The sequence below is a fragment of the Streptomyces sp. NPDC030296 genome (assembly GCF_055572815.1).
Map to the genome: position 1 here is coordinate 13,693 of NZ_JBVICQ010000026.1, position 16,912 is coordinate 30,604.

Here is a 16,912-nt window from a genome sequence, read left to right on the forward strand (position 1 = left end):
GCCACCGGGGCGGCGCCGTCTGTTTGCCTGCGGGACCTCTCTTGCGCAGGTCAGCGACGCTTGTCACAGTGGCCGGGCACTCCCCGCGGGCACGGCCCGGTGCGAGCGGGGCACCCCCTGGAGGCACCGTGGACGACAACCATCCGGCCGCTCAGGGGCCTGCCCGTCCGCTCACCGTCGCCGATGCGCTGGCCCTGCCCGTGCTGGCGGCCGGGCAGCCGCGGGTCGTGACCGGTGAGGCGGGGCTGGACCGGCCGGTCCGCTGGGTCCACATCACGGAGCTGACCGATCCCGCGTCCTTCCTGAAGGGCGGCGAACTCGTCCTCACCACCGGGATGCCACTGCCGCAGGACACCGCCGGGGTGCGCCGCTACGTCGACGAACTCGCCGACGTCGGGGCCGCGGCGCTGGTCATCGAACTCGTACGCCGCTACCACCGCCCGCCGGACGCACTGGTCGACGCCTGCCGTACCCGGGGCCTGCCCCTCGTCACCCTGGCCAAGGACGTCAACTTCCTGGAGGTCACCCAGGTCGTGCACGCCCTGCTGCTCGGCAACCAGGCGGACGCGATGCGGCGCACCCAGCGCGTCCACGAGGCGTTCACCACTCTCACCCTGCGCGGGGCGGGGCCGGAGGACGTGGTGCGTGCGGCGGCGGAGATGAGCGGCCGCACGGTCGTCCTGGAGAACCTGGTGCACCAGGCCCTGATCTGCGAGCCGTCCGGCGGCACCGTCGAGGAGGCGCTCACCGGCTGGGAACACCGCTCACGGGCCACCGGGACGGGCGAGGGGACGATGGTCCAGGGACCGGAGGGCTGGCTCACGGCGCCCGTCACGTACCAGGGGGAACGCTGGGGGCGGGTGGCGATGCTCCCGGCCGGACCGGGCGGGCCGGCCTTCGGGCCGGAGGACCGCACCGTGCTGGAGCGGACCGCCATGGCCCTGACCGTGGCCCGGCTCATCCACCCCACTCCCTGGGAGCACACCGCCCATCGCAACGCCCTGCGCGACCTGGTCGAACATCGCCACCGCTCGGCGGAGGACGCCCGCGCCCGCTGCGCCGCGCTCGGGCTGCCCGCCGACCGGAGCCGCTTCGTCGCGGTCCTCGTGGACCTGCCCGCGGGCGGCGGGGGCCAGGAGGCCGAGGCCCGACTGCTCCAGGGGCTGCACGCGACCGGTGTCGCGGGCCTCGTCGGTGAGCTGGCCCCCGGCCGTGTCGGCGTCCTGCTGGCCCTGCGCGCGGCCCAGCCCTGGCGGCCGGTCGTCGAGCAGTTGTGCGGCGCCGTGCCCGGTGGGGAGCCCCGGCCGGTCGTGAGTGTCGGTTCCGAGGTCATGGACCTCGCCGACACCGCCCGTTCCTTCCGGGAGGCGGCCCGTGTCGCCGAGGCCACCCCCCGCGGCCTGCCGCTGCCCGAGGGCCGCTCCTTCCACGAGCTGTCCGACATCGGTCTGCGGCGCCTGCTGTACGCCCTGCGTGAGGACACCCGGATCCAGGAGTACACCGAGCGGCAGCTCGGCCGGCTCATCGCGCACGACACCCAGCACGGCTCCGACCTGCTGACGACACTGCGCCACTACCTCGACGCCGCCGGCAACAAGACGACCGCGGCGCGCCGGGGCGGCCTCGCCCGCGAGACCATGTACCAGCGTCTGCGCACCATCGAGCGGCTCCTCGGCCGGGACCTCGAGTCCGGGGAGGAGCGCACCGAACTCCATGTGGCCCTCGCCGCGCTCGACGCACTGCGGGCCCGGTGACGGCGGGACGGCCCCCGTACAGGCCCCCCGTACTCGCCCACTGCACCAGGGTTGTCAGGGGCATGGCCGCGCTCCTACAGTCCACAACGGAACAGGATTTGGGAGCGCTCCCATCATGGCGGATCACCGGAGCGCCCGCGCGACCCCACCTTCCCGGCCGTACCTCCGAAAGAGGTCCCCCATGCGACCGTCACCACGTCTTCCGCGCGTCCCGCGCGGCCCGCTCGGCGCGTTCGTCACCGCCCTCGTCACCGTCGCGGCGCTCTTCGCCGCCACACCCCGGGCCCAGGCCGACACGACGGTGTGCGAACAGTTCGGCTCGGCCGTCATCCAGGGCCGGTACGTCGTCCAGAACAACCGCTGGGGCACCAACGAGCCCCAGTGCGTCACCACCACGGGTTCCGGTTTCCGGGTCAGCCGGGCCGACGGCTCGGTCCCGACGAACGGAGCGCCGAAGTCGTACCCCTCCGTGTTCAACGGCTGCCACTACACGAACTGCTCGCCGGGGACGAACCTCCCCGCGCAGCTCTCCCGTATCTCGAGCGCGCCGAGCAGCATCTCGTACGGGTACGTCGGCGACGCGGTCTACAACGCCTCGTACGACATCTGGCTGGACCCGACGCCCCGGACCGACGGGGTGAACCGGACCGAGATCATGATCTGGCTCAACAAGGTGGGCCCCATCCAGCCCATCGGTTCGCAGGTCGGCACCGCCACCGTGGGCGGGCGCAGTTGGCAGGTGTGGCAGGGCGGCAACGGCTCCAACGACGTGCTGTCCTTCGTCGCCCCGTCGGCCATCGGCAGCTGGAGCTTCGACGTGATGGACTTCGTCCGGCAGGCCGTGTCCCGTGGAATGGCGCAGAACAGCTGGTATCTGACGAGTGTTCAGGCCGGGTTCGAGCCCTGGCAGAACGGCACGGGGCTGTCCGTGAACTCGTTCTCCTCCAGCGTCGAGACGGGCGGCGGGCCGGGCAGTCCGGGCGGCGGCTCCGGGTGCGCGGTGTCCTACGCCACGAACGTGTGGCCGGGCGGGTTCACCGCGAACGTCACCGTCTCCAACACCGGTTCGTCGCCCGTTGACGGCTGGCGGCTCGCCTTCACCCTGCCGTCCGGTCAGCAGATCACCGGAGCCTGGAGCGCGTCCGTGTCGCCGTCGTCGGGTTCCGTCACGGCGAGCGGCCTGGCGCACAACGCGAGCATCTCCCCCGGCGGCAGTCAGACGTTCGGCTTCCAGGGCACCTACAGCGGCGCCTTCGCCTCGCCGGGCGCGTTCAGCCTGAACGGCACGGCCTGCACCAGGGCGTGACACGGCCGGCGCCGGACGCTCGTACGGCGTCCGGCGCCGGCCGGTCACGGTCGGCCGGTCCCCCGTGGTCGGCCCGCCCCGGGTCAGGGCGCCGTGGTCTGACCGAACTGGGTGAAGAACTTCCAGATCTCGCCCGGCAGCCAGGTCCGCGAGCCGCTGTCACCGCCGCGTCCGTCCTGCGGCGCGGCGATGTGCCCTTCGTCGAAGGCGGCCCAGGCGACCGGGTACCCGGCCGCGCATCCCGAGTAGGTGGTGACCCGGTGCTGGAGGCTGCCCTGCGCCGGCTCGGGCGGGTTCTGGGCGGCGCAGCCGTTGTTCCTGACGAACCTGTCCCGCATCGACCGTCCGCCGGAGATGTTCAGGACGCTGTCCCTGAGGCCGTGCACACCGAGGTAGGCGATGCGCTGGTTGCCGCCGTTGCATCCGCTGAGGACGCCGCCGCTCTGGACGGCGACCGCGCGGAAGACGTTCGCGCGGGAGCACGCGATCGAGTAGGACATGGCGCCGCCGTAGCTGAAGCCGAGGGCGAAGCGCTGTGTCGTCTCGACGCACAGGGCCCCTTCGATCCGCCTGAGCATGTCGTCGACGAGGGTGATGTCCTCGCCGCCGGAGTTGGCCCAGCCGTTGTTGAGGCCCTGTGGCGCCACGAAGATCGTGCTGTTGTTCGCCAGCCGCTGGAGCCCGTAGTACGCCCAGGTGCCGGTCTCCACGGTGCGGCCCGTGGCGACGTCGTTGGAGGTGCCGCCCAGCCAGTGGAAGCCGAAGACCAGCCGGTAGGCGCGGTTGCGGTCGTAGCCGTCCGGGACCCGCAGGATGAAGTTCCGGTTCTTGCCGCTGCTCTGGATCGTGTGGGTACCGCTGGCCAGGCCGGGCGCCTTGCCGCAGCCGGGGCTCCCGGCGGCCTCTCGGGCGGGTCCGGCGGCGGCGTCGGAGGCCGCGAGCGCGGAGCCCGCGCCGGGGCCCGCGGTCAGGGCCGTGCCGGCCATGGTCAGGACGAGCAGGACCGCGACCACGGCGGGCCGTAAGAGGTTCTTTGTCCTGGTGATCATGCGACTCCCTCTGTCTCGGAATACGGCTGCGCGGGGAGGGCGGGGCCGATGCGGGCGCCGCACGCGTCCGTGAGCGCCTCACCGCCGAAGCGGTCACGAACCGATGAATGTCGTGCACCTGACATAGATGAACGGGCGCAAGATTCGAGCTCGTTCACGATCGAACCACATCGGCCGCCCGGTGGTAGTCCGGGAGCATAGAGAGGCAGCTGCACATGTCAACACCTCTCGACCGACACACCTCGCGCCCCACTCCGCTCGATTCCAGCCCCTGATCGAGCGAAAGGTTTCGAGTACAAAGGCGAATCATGCGAGAGGTATTGACTCGGTTCATCGTCCTCCTATCATCCAAAGTGCTCGATGAGTCGGCTGGTGTCCGAGAGGGCGAACGGGATTGACCCTCCCGGTCGCCGCACACCGCGAGAAGAGACAGAGCACCCCCACGCACGCGCACATCGCCGCACCCACACCCCGCTCCGGCGCCAGCCCCCCACCACCCGGCCGCAGGCGGTTCACCCGCCGTCCCCAACGGCCCGGCCACACAAGGAGACCGACATGGATATGTCATGCCCTCGTCACCAGTGGGGCCGTCGTCGAGCGCTGACCGCGGCCGCGGGACTGGCGTCGGGTGCCTTCCTCCCGCTGACCGCGGCGGCCCGCGGCGTCGCCGCCGAGGGGCCGGACAGCGCCGCGGCGAACTTCACCAACCCGGTCGTCTGGCAGGACTTCGCCGACATCGACGTCATCCGCGTCGGCGACACCTACTACGCCTCGGCCTCGACGATGCACTACTCGCCGGGCGCCCCCGTCCTGCGCTCCTACGACCTGGTGAACTGGGAGATCGCCGGCCACTCGGTGCCGAGCCTCGACTTCGGCGCCAAGTACGACCTGAACGGCGGCCGCGGGTACGTCCGGGGCATCTGGGCGTCGTCGCTGGCCCACCGGCCGAGCAACGGGACCTTCTACTGGCTGGGCCAGATCGACTTCGCCAGGACGTACATCTACACGGCCACCGCCGCCGAGGGGCCGTGGAGCAGGCTCACCACCATCAACACGCCGTACTACGACGCCGGGCTGCTCGTCGACACCGACGACACCCTGTACGTGGCGTACGGAAACACCACGATCAGCGTGGCGCAGCTGTCGCCCGACGGGCGCACCCAGGTCCGTAACCAGCAGGTGTTCACGACCCCGTCGAGCGTGGGAACCCTGGAGGGCTCACGCTTCTACAAGATCAACGGGCAGTACTACATCTTCCTGACCCGCCCCGCGAACGGGCAGTACATCCTCAAGTCGTCCAGCGGCCCCTTCGGTCCGTACACCATGCGCCAGGTCCTCCTCGACCTGCGCGGGCCGATCCCCGGCGGGGGCGTCCCGCACCAGGGCGGGCTGGTGCGGACGCAGAACGGCGCCTGGTACTACCTGGCGTTCGTGGACGCCTACCCGGGCGGCCGGGTGCCGGCGCTGGCGCCCATCACCTGGACCTCGGACGGCTGGCCCGTGGTGCAGTTGGTGAACGGCGCGTGGGGTGCCTCGTATCCGGCCCCGGTGGTGCCCGCCCCGCCCCGCCAGGTCACCCCGATGATCGGCGTGGACACCTTCGACGGGACGACCCTCAAGCCGAAGTGGGAGTGGAACCACAACCCCGACAACACCAAGTGGTCGGTGAACAACGGCCTCACCCTGCGGACGGCGACGGTCACGAACGACCTGTACTGGGCCCGCAACACGCTCACGCACCGCATCCAGGGCCCGACCTCCACCGCCACGGTCCTGCTCGACCACTCGGCGATGCGGGACGGCGACCGGGCCGGACTCGCGCTGCTGCGGGACTCCTCCGCGTGGATCGGGCTCAAGCGGGACGGCGGCGTGACCCGGCTGGTGATGGTGGACGGGCTGACGATGGACGGCAGCTGGAACACCACCGGCACGGGTGTGGAGCGGGCGAGCGCGAACGCGCCCGGCGGTCGCGTCTGGCTGCGGGCCACCGCCGACATCCGTCCCGGAGCGCCCCGGCCCGCCACCTTCTCCTACAGCACCGACGGCGTCACCTTCACCCGCCTCGGTCCCGCCTTCTCGATGGGCAACGACTGGCGCTTCTTCATGGGCTACCGGTTCGCCCTCTTCAACCACGCCACGCAGGCACTCGGCGGCGCGGTCCGCGTCACTCGGTTCGAGCTGTCCACGCCCTGAGGCCGTCGCACCCGCGACACCATCACCCGCACCCCACCCGCACCCGACCGTACGAGGAGAACGATGAACCCGTCGAAACGGCTCGGCCGGCGCCGCGCCTCGGTCCTGGGCCTGGCAGCCGTCGTGTCCCTGGTGACGCCCGGCATCGCGAACGGCGCGGACCGCGCCCCGGACGCGCCGAGGGCCAGCACGCTGGGCGCCCAGGCAGCCCAGTCCGGACGGTACTTCGGCACCGCCGTGGCCGCGGGCCGGCTCGGCGACGGCCAATACACCGGCATCCTGGACCGCGAGTTCAACCAGGTCACCCCCGAGAACGAGATGAAGTGGGACGCGACCGAGCGCAGCCGCGGCCAGTTCACCTTCGGCTCCGCCGACCAGATCGTCAACCGCGCGGCGTCCCGCGGCCAGAAGGTCCGCGGTCACACGCTGGTGTGGCACTCCCAGTTGCCCGGCTGGGTCAGCTCCATCAGGGACGCGAACACGCTGCGCAGCGTGATGAACAACCACATCAACACCGTGGCGGGCCGTTACAAGGGCCGCATCCACTCCTGGGACGTGGTCAACGAGGCCTTCGCCGACGGGGGCAGCGGCCAGATGCGCAGTTCGGTCTTCCGGGACGTGCTGGGCACCGGCTTCGTCGAGGAGGCGTTCCGCACGGCCCGGGCCGCCGATCCGTCGGCCAAGCTCTGCTACAACGACTACAACATCGAGGACTGGAACGCCGCGAAGACGCAGGGCGTCTACCGCATGGTCCGCGACTTCAAGGCGCGCGGCGTCCCCATCGACTGCGTGGGTCTCCAGGCCCACTTCGGTGCCGGCGGCCCTCCCGGCAGCTTCCAGACGACGCTGTCGAGCTTCGCCGCTCTCGGGGTGGACGTGCAGATCACCGAGCTGGACATCGCTCAGGCCCCGCCGAACGCGTACGCCAACACGGTCAGGGCCTGTCTGAACGTGGCGCGCTGCACCGGCATCACGGTGTGGGGCATCCGCGACAGCGACTCGTGGCGCAGCGGCGAGAACCCGCTGCTCTTCGACCGCGGCGGCAACAAGAAGCAGGCGTACCGGTCCACGCTCACCACGATGGGCGGCACGCCCTGACCTCAGCGGTCGACCGCCGGGGCGCACCGGACCGACTCCGGTGCGCCGACGCCGGATGCTGACGGCCGCGGGCCCCCGGCGTGGTTCGCCGGGGGCCCGTCCGTCGTGGCCGGCCCGTGGAACGGGGGAAGGCCCCTCCGCCCGGGGGCGGCGGAGGGGCGCCCGCCGGCGTCGGAGGACGTCCGCGCAAACCCCCGCCTGTCGGCCGGAGTTCGTGCCCCGAAGCCGTCTCCGACCGGTCAGAGGGCCGTGAACGTCCACTGGAGGTTGGTGCTGCTGCCGTTGGTCCACTGCTTGGTGACGGAGCCGGAGGAGACGTTGCCCCCTCCGTCGAGGACCAGGCCGGTGGCGCGGTTGGCGATGGTGTAGCGGTCACCGCCCCGGTTCGTGATCTTCCACTGCTGGTTGGAGCTGCCGCTCCAGGACGCCTGTCTGGCCGCGGAACCGTCGGAGGTGGCGCCCCAGCCGTCGGCGACCATGCCGTTGGTGCGGTTGACCAGCCGGTAGTAGCCGCCCGCGATCGGCTCGGCGTGCCACTGGAGGTTGTTGTGGCCGTCCCACGTCCACTGCTTGAGGTTCGACCCGGAAGCGACATCGCCGCCGCTGTCCAGGGCCAGGCCATTGGTGACGTTGGTGATCCGGAAGTACGTCGCCGGGTTGAACTGGACCCTCAGGGAGGTGATCTGGTCGTTGTTGCCGGTGTTCCTCAGGTCGGGGTTGTTGGCGGTGAAGGTCCACGAGGTGCCGGTGAAGTTGTCTCCCGAGTATCCGATCACCTGGTGGCCCGTACTCAGGCGGAGGGAGGAGATGGTGCGTGTGCTCAGTCCGGCCGCGGTCAGGTCGGCCGCGGTGTAGTCGCCGAGGGCCAACGGGGCGGAGTTTCCGGAGTAGTTGACGTCCGAGAAGGCGGTGGCGCCGGCGGGCGGCGCCACGGCCGGGATGGTGCCGGAGAAGGAGAGCTTCAGGACGTAGGCGTTGGCGCTGTAGGGCGCGGAGGACGGCAGGGCGACCGTGAGACCGGAGGAGTTCTGCGTCGGTGCGGGCAGGTCGATGGTGGTGCCGGCGGTGGAGCCGAGCAGTTTCACCGAGGTCAGCGAGGAGAGGTTGATGCGGTCCGAGCTGAGCGTCTTGATGGTCAGGGAGCTGCCGGGCCAGCCCAGGACGGTGGCGTACAGGACGTTGTCGGCCTTGTTGCGGGTGAAGCGGATGTCCTGCGCCGTGCCGGCCGTCGGATTGGTGAACGCACCACCGCCCATCTTCGTCGGGCCCTCGCCGTAGACCGTCCAGGCACGGGTCGCGTAGATCGACTCGCCGAAGCGCTTCAGGTGGTCGCCCATGCCGAGCAGGATGTCCTTCTGCGCCTGCGGGATGGTGCCGTCGGCCATCGGCGCGATGTTGAGCAGCACGTTGCCGTTCTTGCTCACGCGGTCGATGAACGAGTGCAGCATCTGCTTGATGCTGTAGTAGCCGATGCCCTGCGTGTAGCACCAGCTGCTGTTGGAGATGCTGTCGTCGGTCAGCCAGTACGGGGTGGTGATGTCGGCCGGGCCGCCGCGCTCGTAGTCGAAGACCTCGCCCTTGCCGTTCATGCCGTCCTTGTAGGTGGCGACGACCTCACGGCCCCAGCTGTTGGCCTGGTTGTAGTAGTAGGCCAGGAACTTCAGGCGCTGCTGCTCGTCGACGGCGTCCAGATTGAAGTCCTGCCACAGGATGTCGGGCTGGGCGCGGTCGATGACCTCCTTGAGCTTGTCGTACCAGAGCTGGTTCTCCGCGGTCGAACCCAGCTGACCGTAGAGCTTCTTGAGGCTGGGGTCCGTCTGTGCGGGGGCGGCTTCGTAGAAGCCTGTGAAGTTGTACGCGTGGTGCATGGCCACCAGCAGCTTCAGGCCCTTGGCGCGGATGGCCGTGGAGAACAGCTTCAGCAGGTCAAGACCTGGGCCCTTCTTCACAGAGTTCCACTCGTTGACCTGGCTGTCCCACATGGAGAAACCGTCATGGTGCTCGGCGACCGGGCCCGCGAACCTGGCCCCGGCGTCGACGAACAGCTGCACCCACTCCTCGGGGTCGAACTTCCCGCCGGCGGACTTCAGCTTCGGTGCGAACTGCACGAAGTTGCCCGACAGATCCTGAGCACCGTTGATGAAGTTGTGGTACGGCCACGCCGAGGGCTGACCGTAGGTCGCGATGTGGTGCTGGTTGGCGGAGTCGCCGGCCCGGTACATGTTGCGCGGGTACCACTCGTTGCCGAAGGCCGGGACGCTGAAGACGCCCCAGTGGAAGTAGATGCCGAACTTCGCGTCCTGGAACCACTCGGGGGCCGGCGGGTGCTGGTCGACCGAATTCCAGTCGGGCGTGTAGGTGCTGGGCGCCGCCTGGGCCACGCCGGCGCCGAGGACGTTTCCGGCGACGGCCGCGGCGGCCACCCAGGTGGCGCCGGCCAGGAGCCGGCGTCTGCTGATCGAACTCGACATGGTCACTTCCCTGATGCGGAGGGGGAGGGGGGAACGCAGGGGAACACGGTCGAAGTTCGGGCACGTCGCCTCGCGATGTCAACCAGCGTGCAGGGATGAAAAGCACTAGAGGGAAGCGCCATCGCCCCTGATTGTCACGCTCTGTCCCGCTATGCACAGGCACAGACATGGTATGTATTCGCTGCCAGCCTCGGCGTGTCCACAAGGACCCGCCAGCCACATTCATGGGATGGATCTTGCACTCACCCGGCCATCCCCACCATCAGGACACTCTCTGAACTGCCCGTTTCTCAGGAGTTACGCAAGAGGCTGGACAGCCGGGCCGGAACGAGCCTATAAAGACATCCCATCTCTACTCCGCCGCGATACACGGATGTCGTCGAGGCGAAACAACTCCTGCTACGGGACCAGCGCGAGGAAGCCCTCATGAGACTCAGAACAGCCCTCTGTTCCGCCGTATCCGCCCTGTCCGCACTGGCGCTGCTCACTGCGTGCGGCAGCGGCTCCACCGACTCCTCGGCGTCGGGCGGCAAGCCGCTGGTCGGCGTCGACTACCCGCGCTCCGACACCGACTTCTGGAACTCGTACATCAAGTACACGCCGGAGTACGCCAAGGAGCTGGGCCTGTCCCTGAAGACCACCAACTCGCAGAACGACGTCGCCAAGCTCACCGCCAACGCTCAGACGTTCATCAGCCAGGGCGTCAAGGGCCTCGCGATGGCCCCGCAGGACACCGCCGCCATCGCCCCGAGCCTGGCGCAGCTGGAGGCGAAGAAGATCCCCGTCGTCACGGTCGACACCCGCCCCGACAGCGGCAAGGTGTTCATGGTGGTGCGCGCCGACAACCGCGCCTACGGCGAGAAGGCCTGCCAGTTCCTCGGTACGAAGCTCGGGGGCAAGGGCAAGGTCGTGATGCTTCAGGGCGGTCTGGACTCCATCAACGGCCGTGACCGCACCGAGGCGTTCAACGAGTGCATGAAGAAGAACTACCCGGACGTCACAGTGTTCGGTGAGGCCACCAACTGGGACGGCGCGGTCGCCGCGCAGAAGCTCCAGACCCGGCTGACCCAGCACCCGGACATCAAGGGCATCTACATGCAGTCCAGCTTCGCGCTGTCCGGGACGCTGCAGGTCCTCAAGCAGAAGGGTCTGCTGGTGGACCCGAAGGACAAGAAGCACGTGTTCGTCGTGTCCAACGACGGCATTCCCGAGGAGCTGAAGTCCATCGGCGCGGGCAAGATCGACGCCACGGTGTCCCAGCCGGCCGACCTGTACGCCAAGTACGCCCTGTACTACCTCAAGGCCGCGATCGACGGGAAGACGTTCAAGCCCGGCAAGACCGACCACGACAGCACCATCATCAAGGTCCGCGACGGCCTGCTGGAGGACCAGCTCTCCGCCCCGCTCGTCACCGCCGACGGCGGCTCCTACGGCGGTGTGCCCAGCGTCAAGAGCGACGACAAGTCGTTGTGGGGCAACAACCTCGGCTGATCCCTCACCGGAACGCGAAGGCTCACGAGAACAAGGCGGTTGAGATGAGCGACGGGGAGCGGACAGTCACCCCCGCGCCCGCCCCGGCGGACGGCGGACGGGCCCCCTCGGACCCGCCCGTCGTCGAGGCGGCGGGCATAGTCAAACGATTCGGGCCGACCGTGGCCCTCGACGGTGCCCGGATCACCATCCGGCCCGGCGAGACCCACGCCCTCGTCGGCCGCAACGGAGCCGGAAAGTCGACCCTGGTGTCGGTCCTCACCGGTCTCCAGGCCCCCGACGAGGGAACGGTGACCTTCGGGGGCCGGCCCGCTCCCCGGCTCAGCGACCGGGACGCCTGGCGGCGCCACGTGGCCTGCGTCTACCAGAAGTCGACCATCATCCCCACCCTGACGGTCGCCGAGAACCTCTTCCTGAACCGGCACGACCGGGCCCGCGGCCGGCTCATCAGCTGGCAGGCCACCCGGCGCCGCGCACAGGAACTGCTGTCGACCTGGTCGGTGGACGTCGACCCGCAGACCCCCGCCGGGGAACTGAGCGTCGAGCAGCGGCAGTTCGTGGAGATCGCCCGGGCCCTGTCCTTCGGGGCGCGGTTCATCATCCTCGACGAGCCGACCGCGCAACTCGACGGTGCCGCCATCAACCGCCTCTTCGACCGCATCCGCGATCTGCAACGCCAGGGCGTCACCTTCCTCTTCATCAGCCATCACCTCCAGGAGATCTACGAGATCTGCGACATGGTGACGGTCTTCCGCGACGCCCGGCACATCGTGACGGCGCCGGTCGCGGACCTCGCCCGGGCCGACCTGGTCGCCGCCATGACCGGCGAGGCCGCGACCGACCGGCGCGCGGAACGGGCCGGCACCCTCGACGCCGCCGCCCCGGCCGCACTGCACGTCAACGCCCTGCGGGGCGACGGCTACGAGGACGTCACCCTCCGGGTCGGGGCCGGCGAGATCGTCGGGCTCGCGGGCGCCGCCGGCAGCGGACGTACGGAGGTCGCCGAGACCGTCGTCGGCCTGAGGGCCGCGGTGGCGGGCGAGGTGGAGATCGCCGGGACGCGGCCCCGGCCGGGCAGTGTGCCCGCGGCGCTCGCCGCCGGTGCCGGGTTCGTCCCCCAGGACCGGCACCACCAGGGCTTCGTTCCCGACATGTCGATCGCGGACAACGCCACCCTGTCCGTTTCCCACCGGCTCGGCACGAACGGCTTCCTCAGCCGTGACCGACGGGACCGGCTGGCCGGCAACATGATCGAGAAGCTGGCGATCAAGACACCGGGACCCGAGCTGCCCGTCTCCGCGCTGTCGGGCGGCAACCAGCAGAAGGTCGTCATGGCCCGCGCCCTCGCCGACGACCCCCGGCTACTGGTGCTGATCAACCCGACCGCGGGCGTGGACGTGCGCTCCAAGGAGTTCCTCCTCGGCAAGGTCGAGGAGACCGCGGAGACCGGCACGGGGGTGCTCATCGCCTCCGACGAACTCGACGACCTGCGTATGTGCGACCGGGTCCTGGTGATGTTCCAGGGCCGTGTGACCTCAGAGATCGCCCGCGGCTGGCACGACCACGAACTCGTGGCCGCGATGGAAGGAGTGGACCTCAATGCCTGAAACCGTCCTCGCGGACACAGCCGCCCAGGCCGCGGAACCCAAGCCCAGGCGGACGGCCCTGCTCGGCGGCCGGATCCCCCTGGCCCGGATGCGCGACCTCGCCCTCGTCCCGGCCATCGTGGTCATCGCGATCGTGGGACAGGTCGTCAACCCGGTCTTCCTCCAGGCCGACAACCTCGTCAACGTCCTGCAGACGATGTCCGAGATGGCCCTGCTGGTCCTCGCCCAGACGATGATCCTGATCGTCAAGAAGATGGACCTGTCGCTGGAGTCCACCATGGGCCTCGCGCCCGGAGTCGCGGCCTGGCTGGTGGTGCCGACCGGCGCCGGCCACGGACTCGGACTGCTGCCCGGCGCCTGGGCCGTGCCCGTCACCCTCGCCGTGGGCGCGCTCGTCGGCGTGATCAACGCCCTGCTGATCATCCGGTTCGGCCTCAACGGCTTCATCGTCACCCTCGGCATGCTGATCGTGCTGCGCGGTGTCCTCACCGGCATCTCGGGCGGCCAGACCTTCTTCCAGCTGCCCGAGTCGATGCTGTACCTCGGCACCGCCGAATGGTTCGGGATGCCCGCCTCCATCTGGATCTGCCTGGCGCTGTTCGCCGTCGCGATCGTCGTCCTCGGCTGGACCGGTTTCGGCCGCTCCCTGTACGCGATCGGCGGCAACGTCGACGCGGCGAAGGCGGCGGGCATCCGCACCGACCGGGTGCTGTGGATCGTCATCGTGACCGGCAGCGTGCTCGCCGCGCTCGCCGGGCTGATGCTCTCCGGGCGCCTCGCCTCGGTCGCCTCCGCACAGGGCAACGGCTACATCTTCACCGTCTTCGCCGCCGCCGTCATCGGTGGGATCAGCCTGAACGGCGGCAAGGGCACCATGTTCGGCGCGTTCTGCGGCATCCTGCTGCTTTTCATGATCCAGAATGTGCTCACCCTCGCGGGGGTCCCCGCCCAGTGGATCGGTGCCCTCAACGGCCTGATCATCCTGGTCGCCCTCGCCATCTCCCGCATCACCGGCGGCAAGGTCCAGGAGTGACCCGGGCGGCCGTCGTCGGCCGCCCGACCTCCGCCGCGTTCACGTCTCGTCGCACGGGGACCAGTGTCCCCTTGCCCCTCACAGGAGTTGCCGCCCATGTCCTCCACCGTGCCCTCATCCGCCCGCATCACCGCCCTGGACGTCCTGGACGTGCGGTTCCCCACCTCCGAACACCTAGACGGCTCGGACGCCATGAACCCCGAGCCCGACTACTCCGCCGCGTACGTCGTCCTGCGCACCGACGCCGGTGACGAGCTGGAGGGGCACGCCCTGGCCTTCACCACCGGCCGCGGCAACGATGTCCAGGCCGCCGCCATCGCGGCCCTCGCACCCCATGTGGTCGGCCTGTCCGTCGAGGAGGTCTGCGGCGATCTCGGGGCCTTCTCCCGCTCCCTCGTCCACGACCCCCAACTCCGCTGGCTCGGCCCGGAGAAGGGCGCCATCCACATGGCCACCGGAGCCGTCGTCAACGCGGCCTGGGACCTCGCCGCCAAGCGGGCCGGGAAGCCCGTCTGGCGCTTCCTCGCCGAGATGACGCCCGAGGAACTGGTCGCGCAGGTCGACTTCCGCTGGCTGTCCGACGCCCTCACCCCCGAGGAGGCGCTGGAGATCCTGCGCCGCGCCGAGCCGGGCCGCGAGGAGCGGATCGCCCACCTGCTGGAGCGGGGCTACCCCGCCTACACCACCACCCCCGGCTGGCTCGGCTACTCCGACGAGAAGCTGTCCCGCCTGGCCCGCGAGGCCGTCGCCGACGGCTTCACCCAGATCAAGCTGAAGGTCGGCGCGGACCTCCAGGACGACATCCGGCGCATGCGCACCGCCCGCGAGACCGTCGGCCCGGACATCCGCATCGCCGTCGACGCCAACCAGCGGTGGGACGTCCAGCCCGCCATCGACTGGATGCGCGAGCTGGCCCCCTACGACCCGTACTGGATCGAGGAGCCCACCTCCCCCGACGACATCCTCGGCCACGCCGCCGTCCGCAAGGCGCTCACCCCCATCAAGGTCGCCACCGGTGAACACGTCGCCAACCGGGTCGTGTTCAAACAGCTCCTCCAGGCGGAGGCGGTGGACATCGTGCAGATCGACTCCGCCCGCGTCGGCGGGGTCAACGAGAACCTCGCCATCCTGCTGCTCGCCGCGAAGTTCGGCGTGCCGGTGTGCCCGCACGCCGGCGGAGTGGGCCTGTGCGAGATGGTCCAGCACTTGTCGATGTTCGACTACGTCGCCGTCTCCGGCACCACCGAGGACCGCGTCATCGAGTATGTCGACCATCTGCACGAGCACTTCGTCGACCCGGTGCGCATCGCCGACGGCCACTACCTGGCGCCGACGCTGCCGGGGCTCGGCGCACAGATGCACCCCGCCTCCCTCAAGGAGTACACCTACCCCGACGGCCCGGTCTGGTCGGCCCGTGTCTGACGTGCCCGGGCTGGTCGACGCCCACCACCATGTGTGGGACCTCGACCGCCGTCCCCAGCCCTGGCTGAGCGAGCCGGGCCACGCGCCGATCCACCGCACCTTCGGCACGGACGACCTGCGGGCGGCCGCCACCCGGCCGATCGCCGGGCGGCGGTTGCGGCGCACCGTCGTCGTCCAGTGCGTCACGTCCGTGCCGGAGACCCGCGACCTGCTCGCGCTGGCCGACCGGGACCCCCTGGTCGGCGGGGTCGTCGGCTGGGTCGACCTGACCGAACCGGCCGTCGGCGACGTCCTCGACGAGCTGCGGGCCGGACCCGGTGGCGGGTATCTGCGGGCCGTACGCCACCTCGTCCAGGGCGAGTCCGACCCTCGGTGGCTGCAACAGCCGTCCGTGGAACGGTCGTTGCACGCGGTGCGGGAACGCGGGCTGGCGTACGACATCCTCATCCGTGATCACCAGTTCGACCAGGCGGTGCGGCTGGCCGAGCGCCTCCCCGATCTGCCGCTCGTCCTCGACCACGCGGGCAAACCGCCCATCGCCTCAGGTGAACTCGACGCCTGGAAGCAGGGGTTGAGACGGCTCGCCGCCCAGCCGCAGGTGCGGTGCAAGGTGTCGGGCCTGGTCACCGAGGCCGACCACGAGAAGTGGACCGTCGAGGACATCCGGCCGGTGTGGGAGCTGTTGCTCTCCGTCTTCGGCCCCGACCGGCTGATGTTCGGCTCGGACTGGCCGGTCTGCGTCCTCGCCGGCGGCTGGAACGCGTGGGCGGCGACCGTCGAGGAACTGCTCGACGGCTGCTCCGCGACCGAGACGGAGGCGATCCTCGCCGGCACCGCGACCGCCTTCTACCGCCTCGGCCCCCTTGAACCACCCACCCCCGAGAGGAAGGAGGGAACACCGTGCTCCTGACCGATCTGCTGCACCCCGGCATCCTCGAAGCGCTGGCAGGCGCCGGCCACGGCGCCCGTGTCCTGCTCGCCGACGGCCACTACCCGGCGAGCACCGCCACCGGCGACCGCGCCAGGACCGTGCACCTGAACCTGGCCCCCGGACTGCTGGACGTCACCACCGTCCTCGACGTCCTGCTGACCGCGCTGCCCGTGGAGTCGGCCCAGGTGATGGTGCCGCCCGAGGGCGAACCGGAACCGCCGGCCATCGCCGAGTACCGCGCGCGTCTGGCGCCCGCCCCGGTGGAGACCCTCGACCGGTTCGCGTTCTACGACGCCGCCCGCTCCCCCGACCTCGCGCTGACCGTCGTCACCGCCGACATCCGCACCTACGCCAACCTGCTGCTCACCATCGGCGTCCGCGCCGTAGAGACCACGGGAACACGATGACTCTCGCCGTCCGCTACACGGCTGCCCGCACCCTGGACACGGCTCCCGCACCGACCGTGGAGCCGGGCCCGGGCGAGGTGGTACTCGCCCCCGCCTACGTCGGTATCTGCGGCACCGACCTGCACATCTTCCACGGCGACATGGACGCCC

Annotated in this window: 11 protein-coding genes and 2 pseudogenes; 11 read left to right on the forward strand and 2 right to left on the reverse strand. The window is 70.3% G+C overall.

Annotated features, from left to right (window positions below; translation table 11 throughout):
- The first annotated feature begins 128 nt into the window (after nucleotides 1–128).
- Both ACZ4Z3_RS39790 and ACZ4Z3_RS39795 read left to right on the forward strand, forming a co-directional pair.
- Complete coding sequence (locus ACZ4Z3_RS39790; RefSeq protein ID WP_468505636.1) at nucleotides 129–1,754, forward strand: PucR family transcriptional regulator; 1,626 nt, start codon at nucleotides 129–131, stop codon at nucleotides 1,752–1,754.
- 181 nt (nucleotides 1,755–1,935) lie between these two features.
- The gene (locus ACZ4Z3_RS39795) at nucleotides 1,936–3,060 is read left to right on the forward strand and encodes a GH12 family glycosyl hydrolase domain-containing protein (protein WP_468505637.1); all 1,125 of its coding nucleotides are present in this window, start codon (nucleotides 1,936–1,938) and stop codon (nucleotides 3,058–3,060) included.
- Nucleotides 3,061–3,146: 86 nt separating this feature from the next.
- Here ACZ4Z3_RS39795 and ACZ4Z3_RS39800 read toward each other — a convergent pair.
- Nucleotides 3,147–4,046, reverse strand: a pseudogene (locus tag ACZ4Z3_RS39800) (CE1 family esterase); the annotation flags it as partial.
- A gap of 624 nt (nucleotides 4,047–4,670) precedes the next feature.
- Here ACZ4Z3_RS39800 and ACZ4Z3_RS39805 point away from each other — a divergent pair.
- Both ACZ4Z3_RS39805 and ACZ4Z3_RS39810 read left to right on the forward strand, forming a co-directional pair.
- Nucleotides 4,671–6,302: a glycoside hydrolase family 43 protein gene (locus tag ACZ4Z3_RS39805; RefSeq protein ID WP_468505648.1), complete on the forward strand. Its 1,632-nt coding sequence runs from the start codon at nucleotides 4,671–4,673 to the stop codon at nucleotides 6,300–6,302.
- Nucleotides 6,303–6,365: 63 nt separating this feature from the next.
- Nucleotides 6,366–7,400, forward strand: a complete 1,035-nt coding sequence (locus tag ACZ4Z3_RS39810) for a glycoside hydrolase family 10 protein (RefSeq protein ID WP_468505638.1) — start codon at nucleotides 6,366–6,368, stop codon at nucleotides 7,398–7,400.
- A 239-nt stretch (nucleotides 7,401–7,639) separates the two neighbouring features.
- Here the strand turns inward: ACZ4Z3_RS39810 and ACZ4Z3_RS39815 are convergent, their stop codons facing one another.
- Nucleotides 7,640–9,871: an alpha-L-fucosidase gene (locus ACZ4Z3_RS39815; protein ID WP_468505639.1), complete on the reverse strand. Its 2,232-nt coding sequence runs from the start codon at nucleotides 9,869–9,871 to the stop codon at nucleotides 7,640–7,642.
- Between the two features lie 426 nt (nucleotides 9,872–10,297).
- Between ACZ4Z3_RS39815 and ACZ4Z3_RS39820 the strand changes: the two genes are divergently transcribed.
- The 7 genes and pseudogenes from ACZ4Z3_RS39820 to ACZ4Z3_RS39850 form a co-directional block, all read left to right on the forward strand.
- Nucleotides 10,298–11,362 carry a sugar ABC transporter substrate-binding protein gene (locus ACZ4Z3_RS39820; RefSeq protein ID WP_468505640.1) on the forward strand — a complete coding sequence of 355 codons (1,065 nt, stop codon included), beginning with the start codon at nucleotides 10,298–10,300 and terminating at the stop codon, nucleotides 11,360–11,362.
- Between the two features lie 44 nt (nucleotides 11,363–11,406).
- Nucleotides 11,407–12,969 carry a sugar ABC transporter ATP-binding protein gene (locus ACZ4Z3_RS39825; RefSeq protein ID WP_468505641.1) on the forward strand — a complete coding sequence of 521 codons (1,563 nt, stop codon included), beginning with the start codon at nucleotides 11,407–11,409 and terminating at the stop codon, nucleotides 12,967–12,969.
- On the forward strand, nucleotides 12,962–14,002 hold the full coding sequence (locus ACZ4Z3_RS39830; protein ID WP_468505642.1) for an ABC transporter permease: 1,041 nt from the start codon (nucleotides 12,962–12,964) through the stop codon (nucleotides 14,000–14,002). Before ACZ4Z3_RS39825 ends, ACZ4Z3_RS39830 begins: the two co-directional genes overlap by 8 nt.
- Nucleotides 14,003–14,098: 96 nt before the next feature.
- Nucleotides 14,099–15,424: an L-fuconate dehydratase gene (locus tag ACZ4Z3_RS39835; protein ID WP_468505643.1), complete on the forward strand. Its 1,326-nt coding sequence runs from the start codon at nucleotides 14,099–14,101 to the stop codon at nucleotides 15,422–15,424.
- A complete protein-coding gene (locus ACZ4Z3_RS39840) occupies nucleotides 15,417–16,334 on the forward strand; it encodes an amidohydrolase family protein (protein WP_468505644.1) in 918 nt (305 codons plus the stop codon). The genes ACZ4Z3_RS39835 and ACZ4Z3_RS39840 overlap by 8 nt, the downstream gene beginning before the upstream one ends.
- Nucleotides 16,325–16,762 (forward strand): RbsD/FucU domain-containing protein, encoded by a 438-nt coding sequence (locus tag ACZ4Z3_RS39845; protein ID WP_468505645.1) that lies wholly within the window; start codon nucleotides 16,325–16,327, stop codon nucleotides 16,760–16,762. The genes ACZ4Z3_RS39840 and ACZ4Z3_RS39845 overlap by 10 nt, the downstream gene beginning before the upstream one ends.
- Nucleotides 16,759–16,912: pseudogene (locus ACZ4Z3_RS39850) on the forward strand (Zn-dependent alcohol dehydrogenase); the annotation flags it as partial. The gene ACZ4Z3_RS39845 and the pseudogene ACZ4Z3_RS39850, both read left to right, overlap by 4 nt.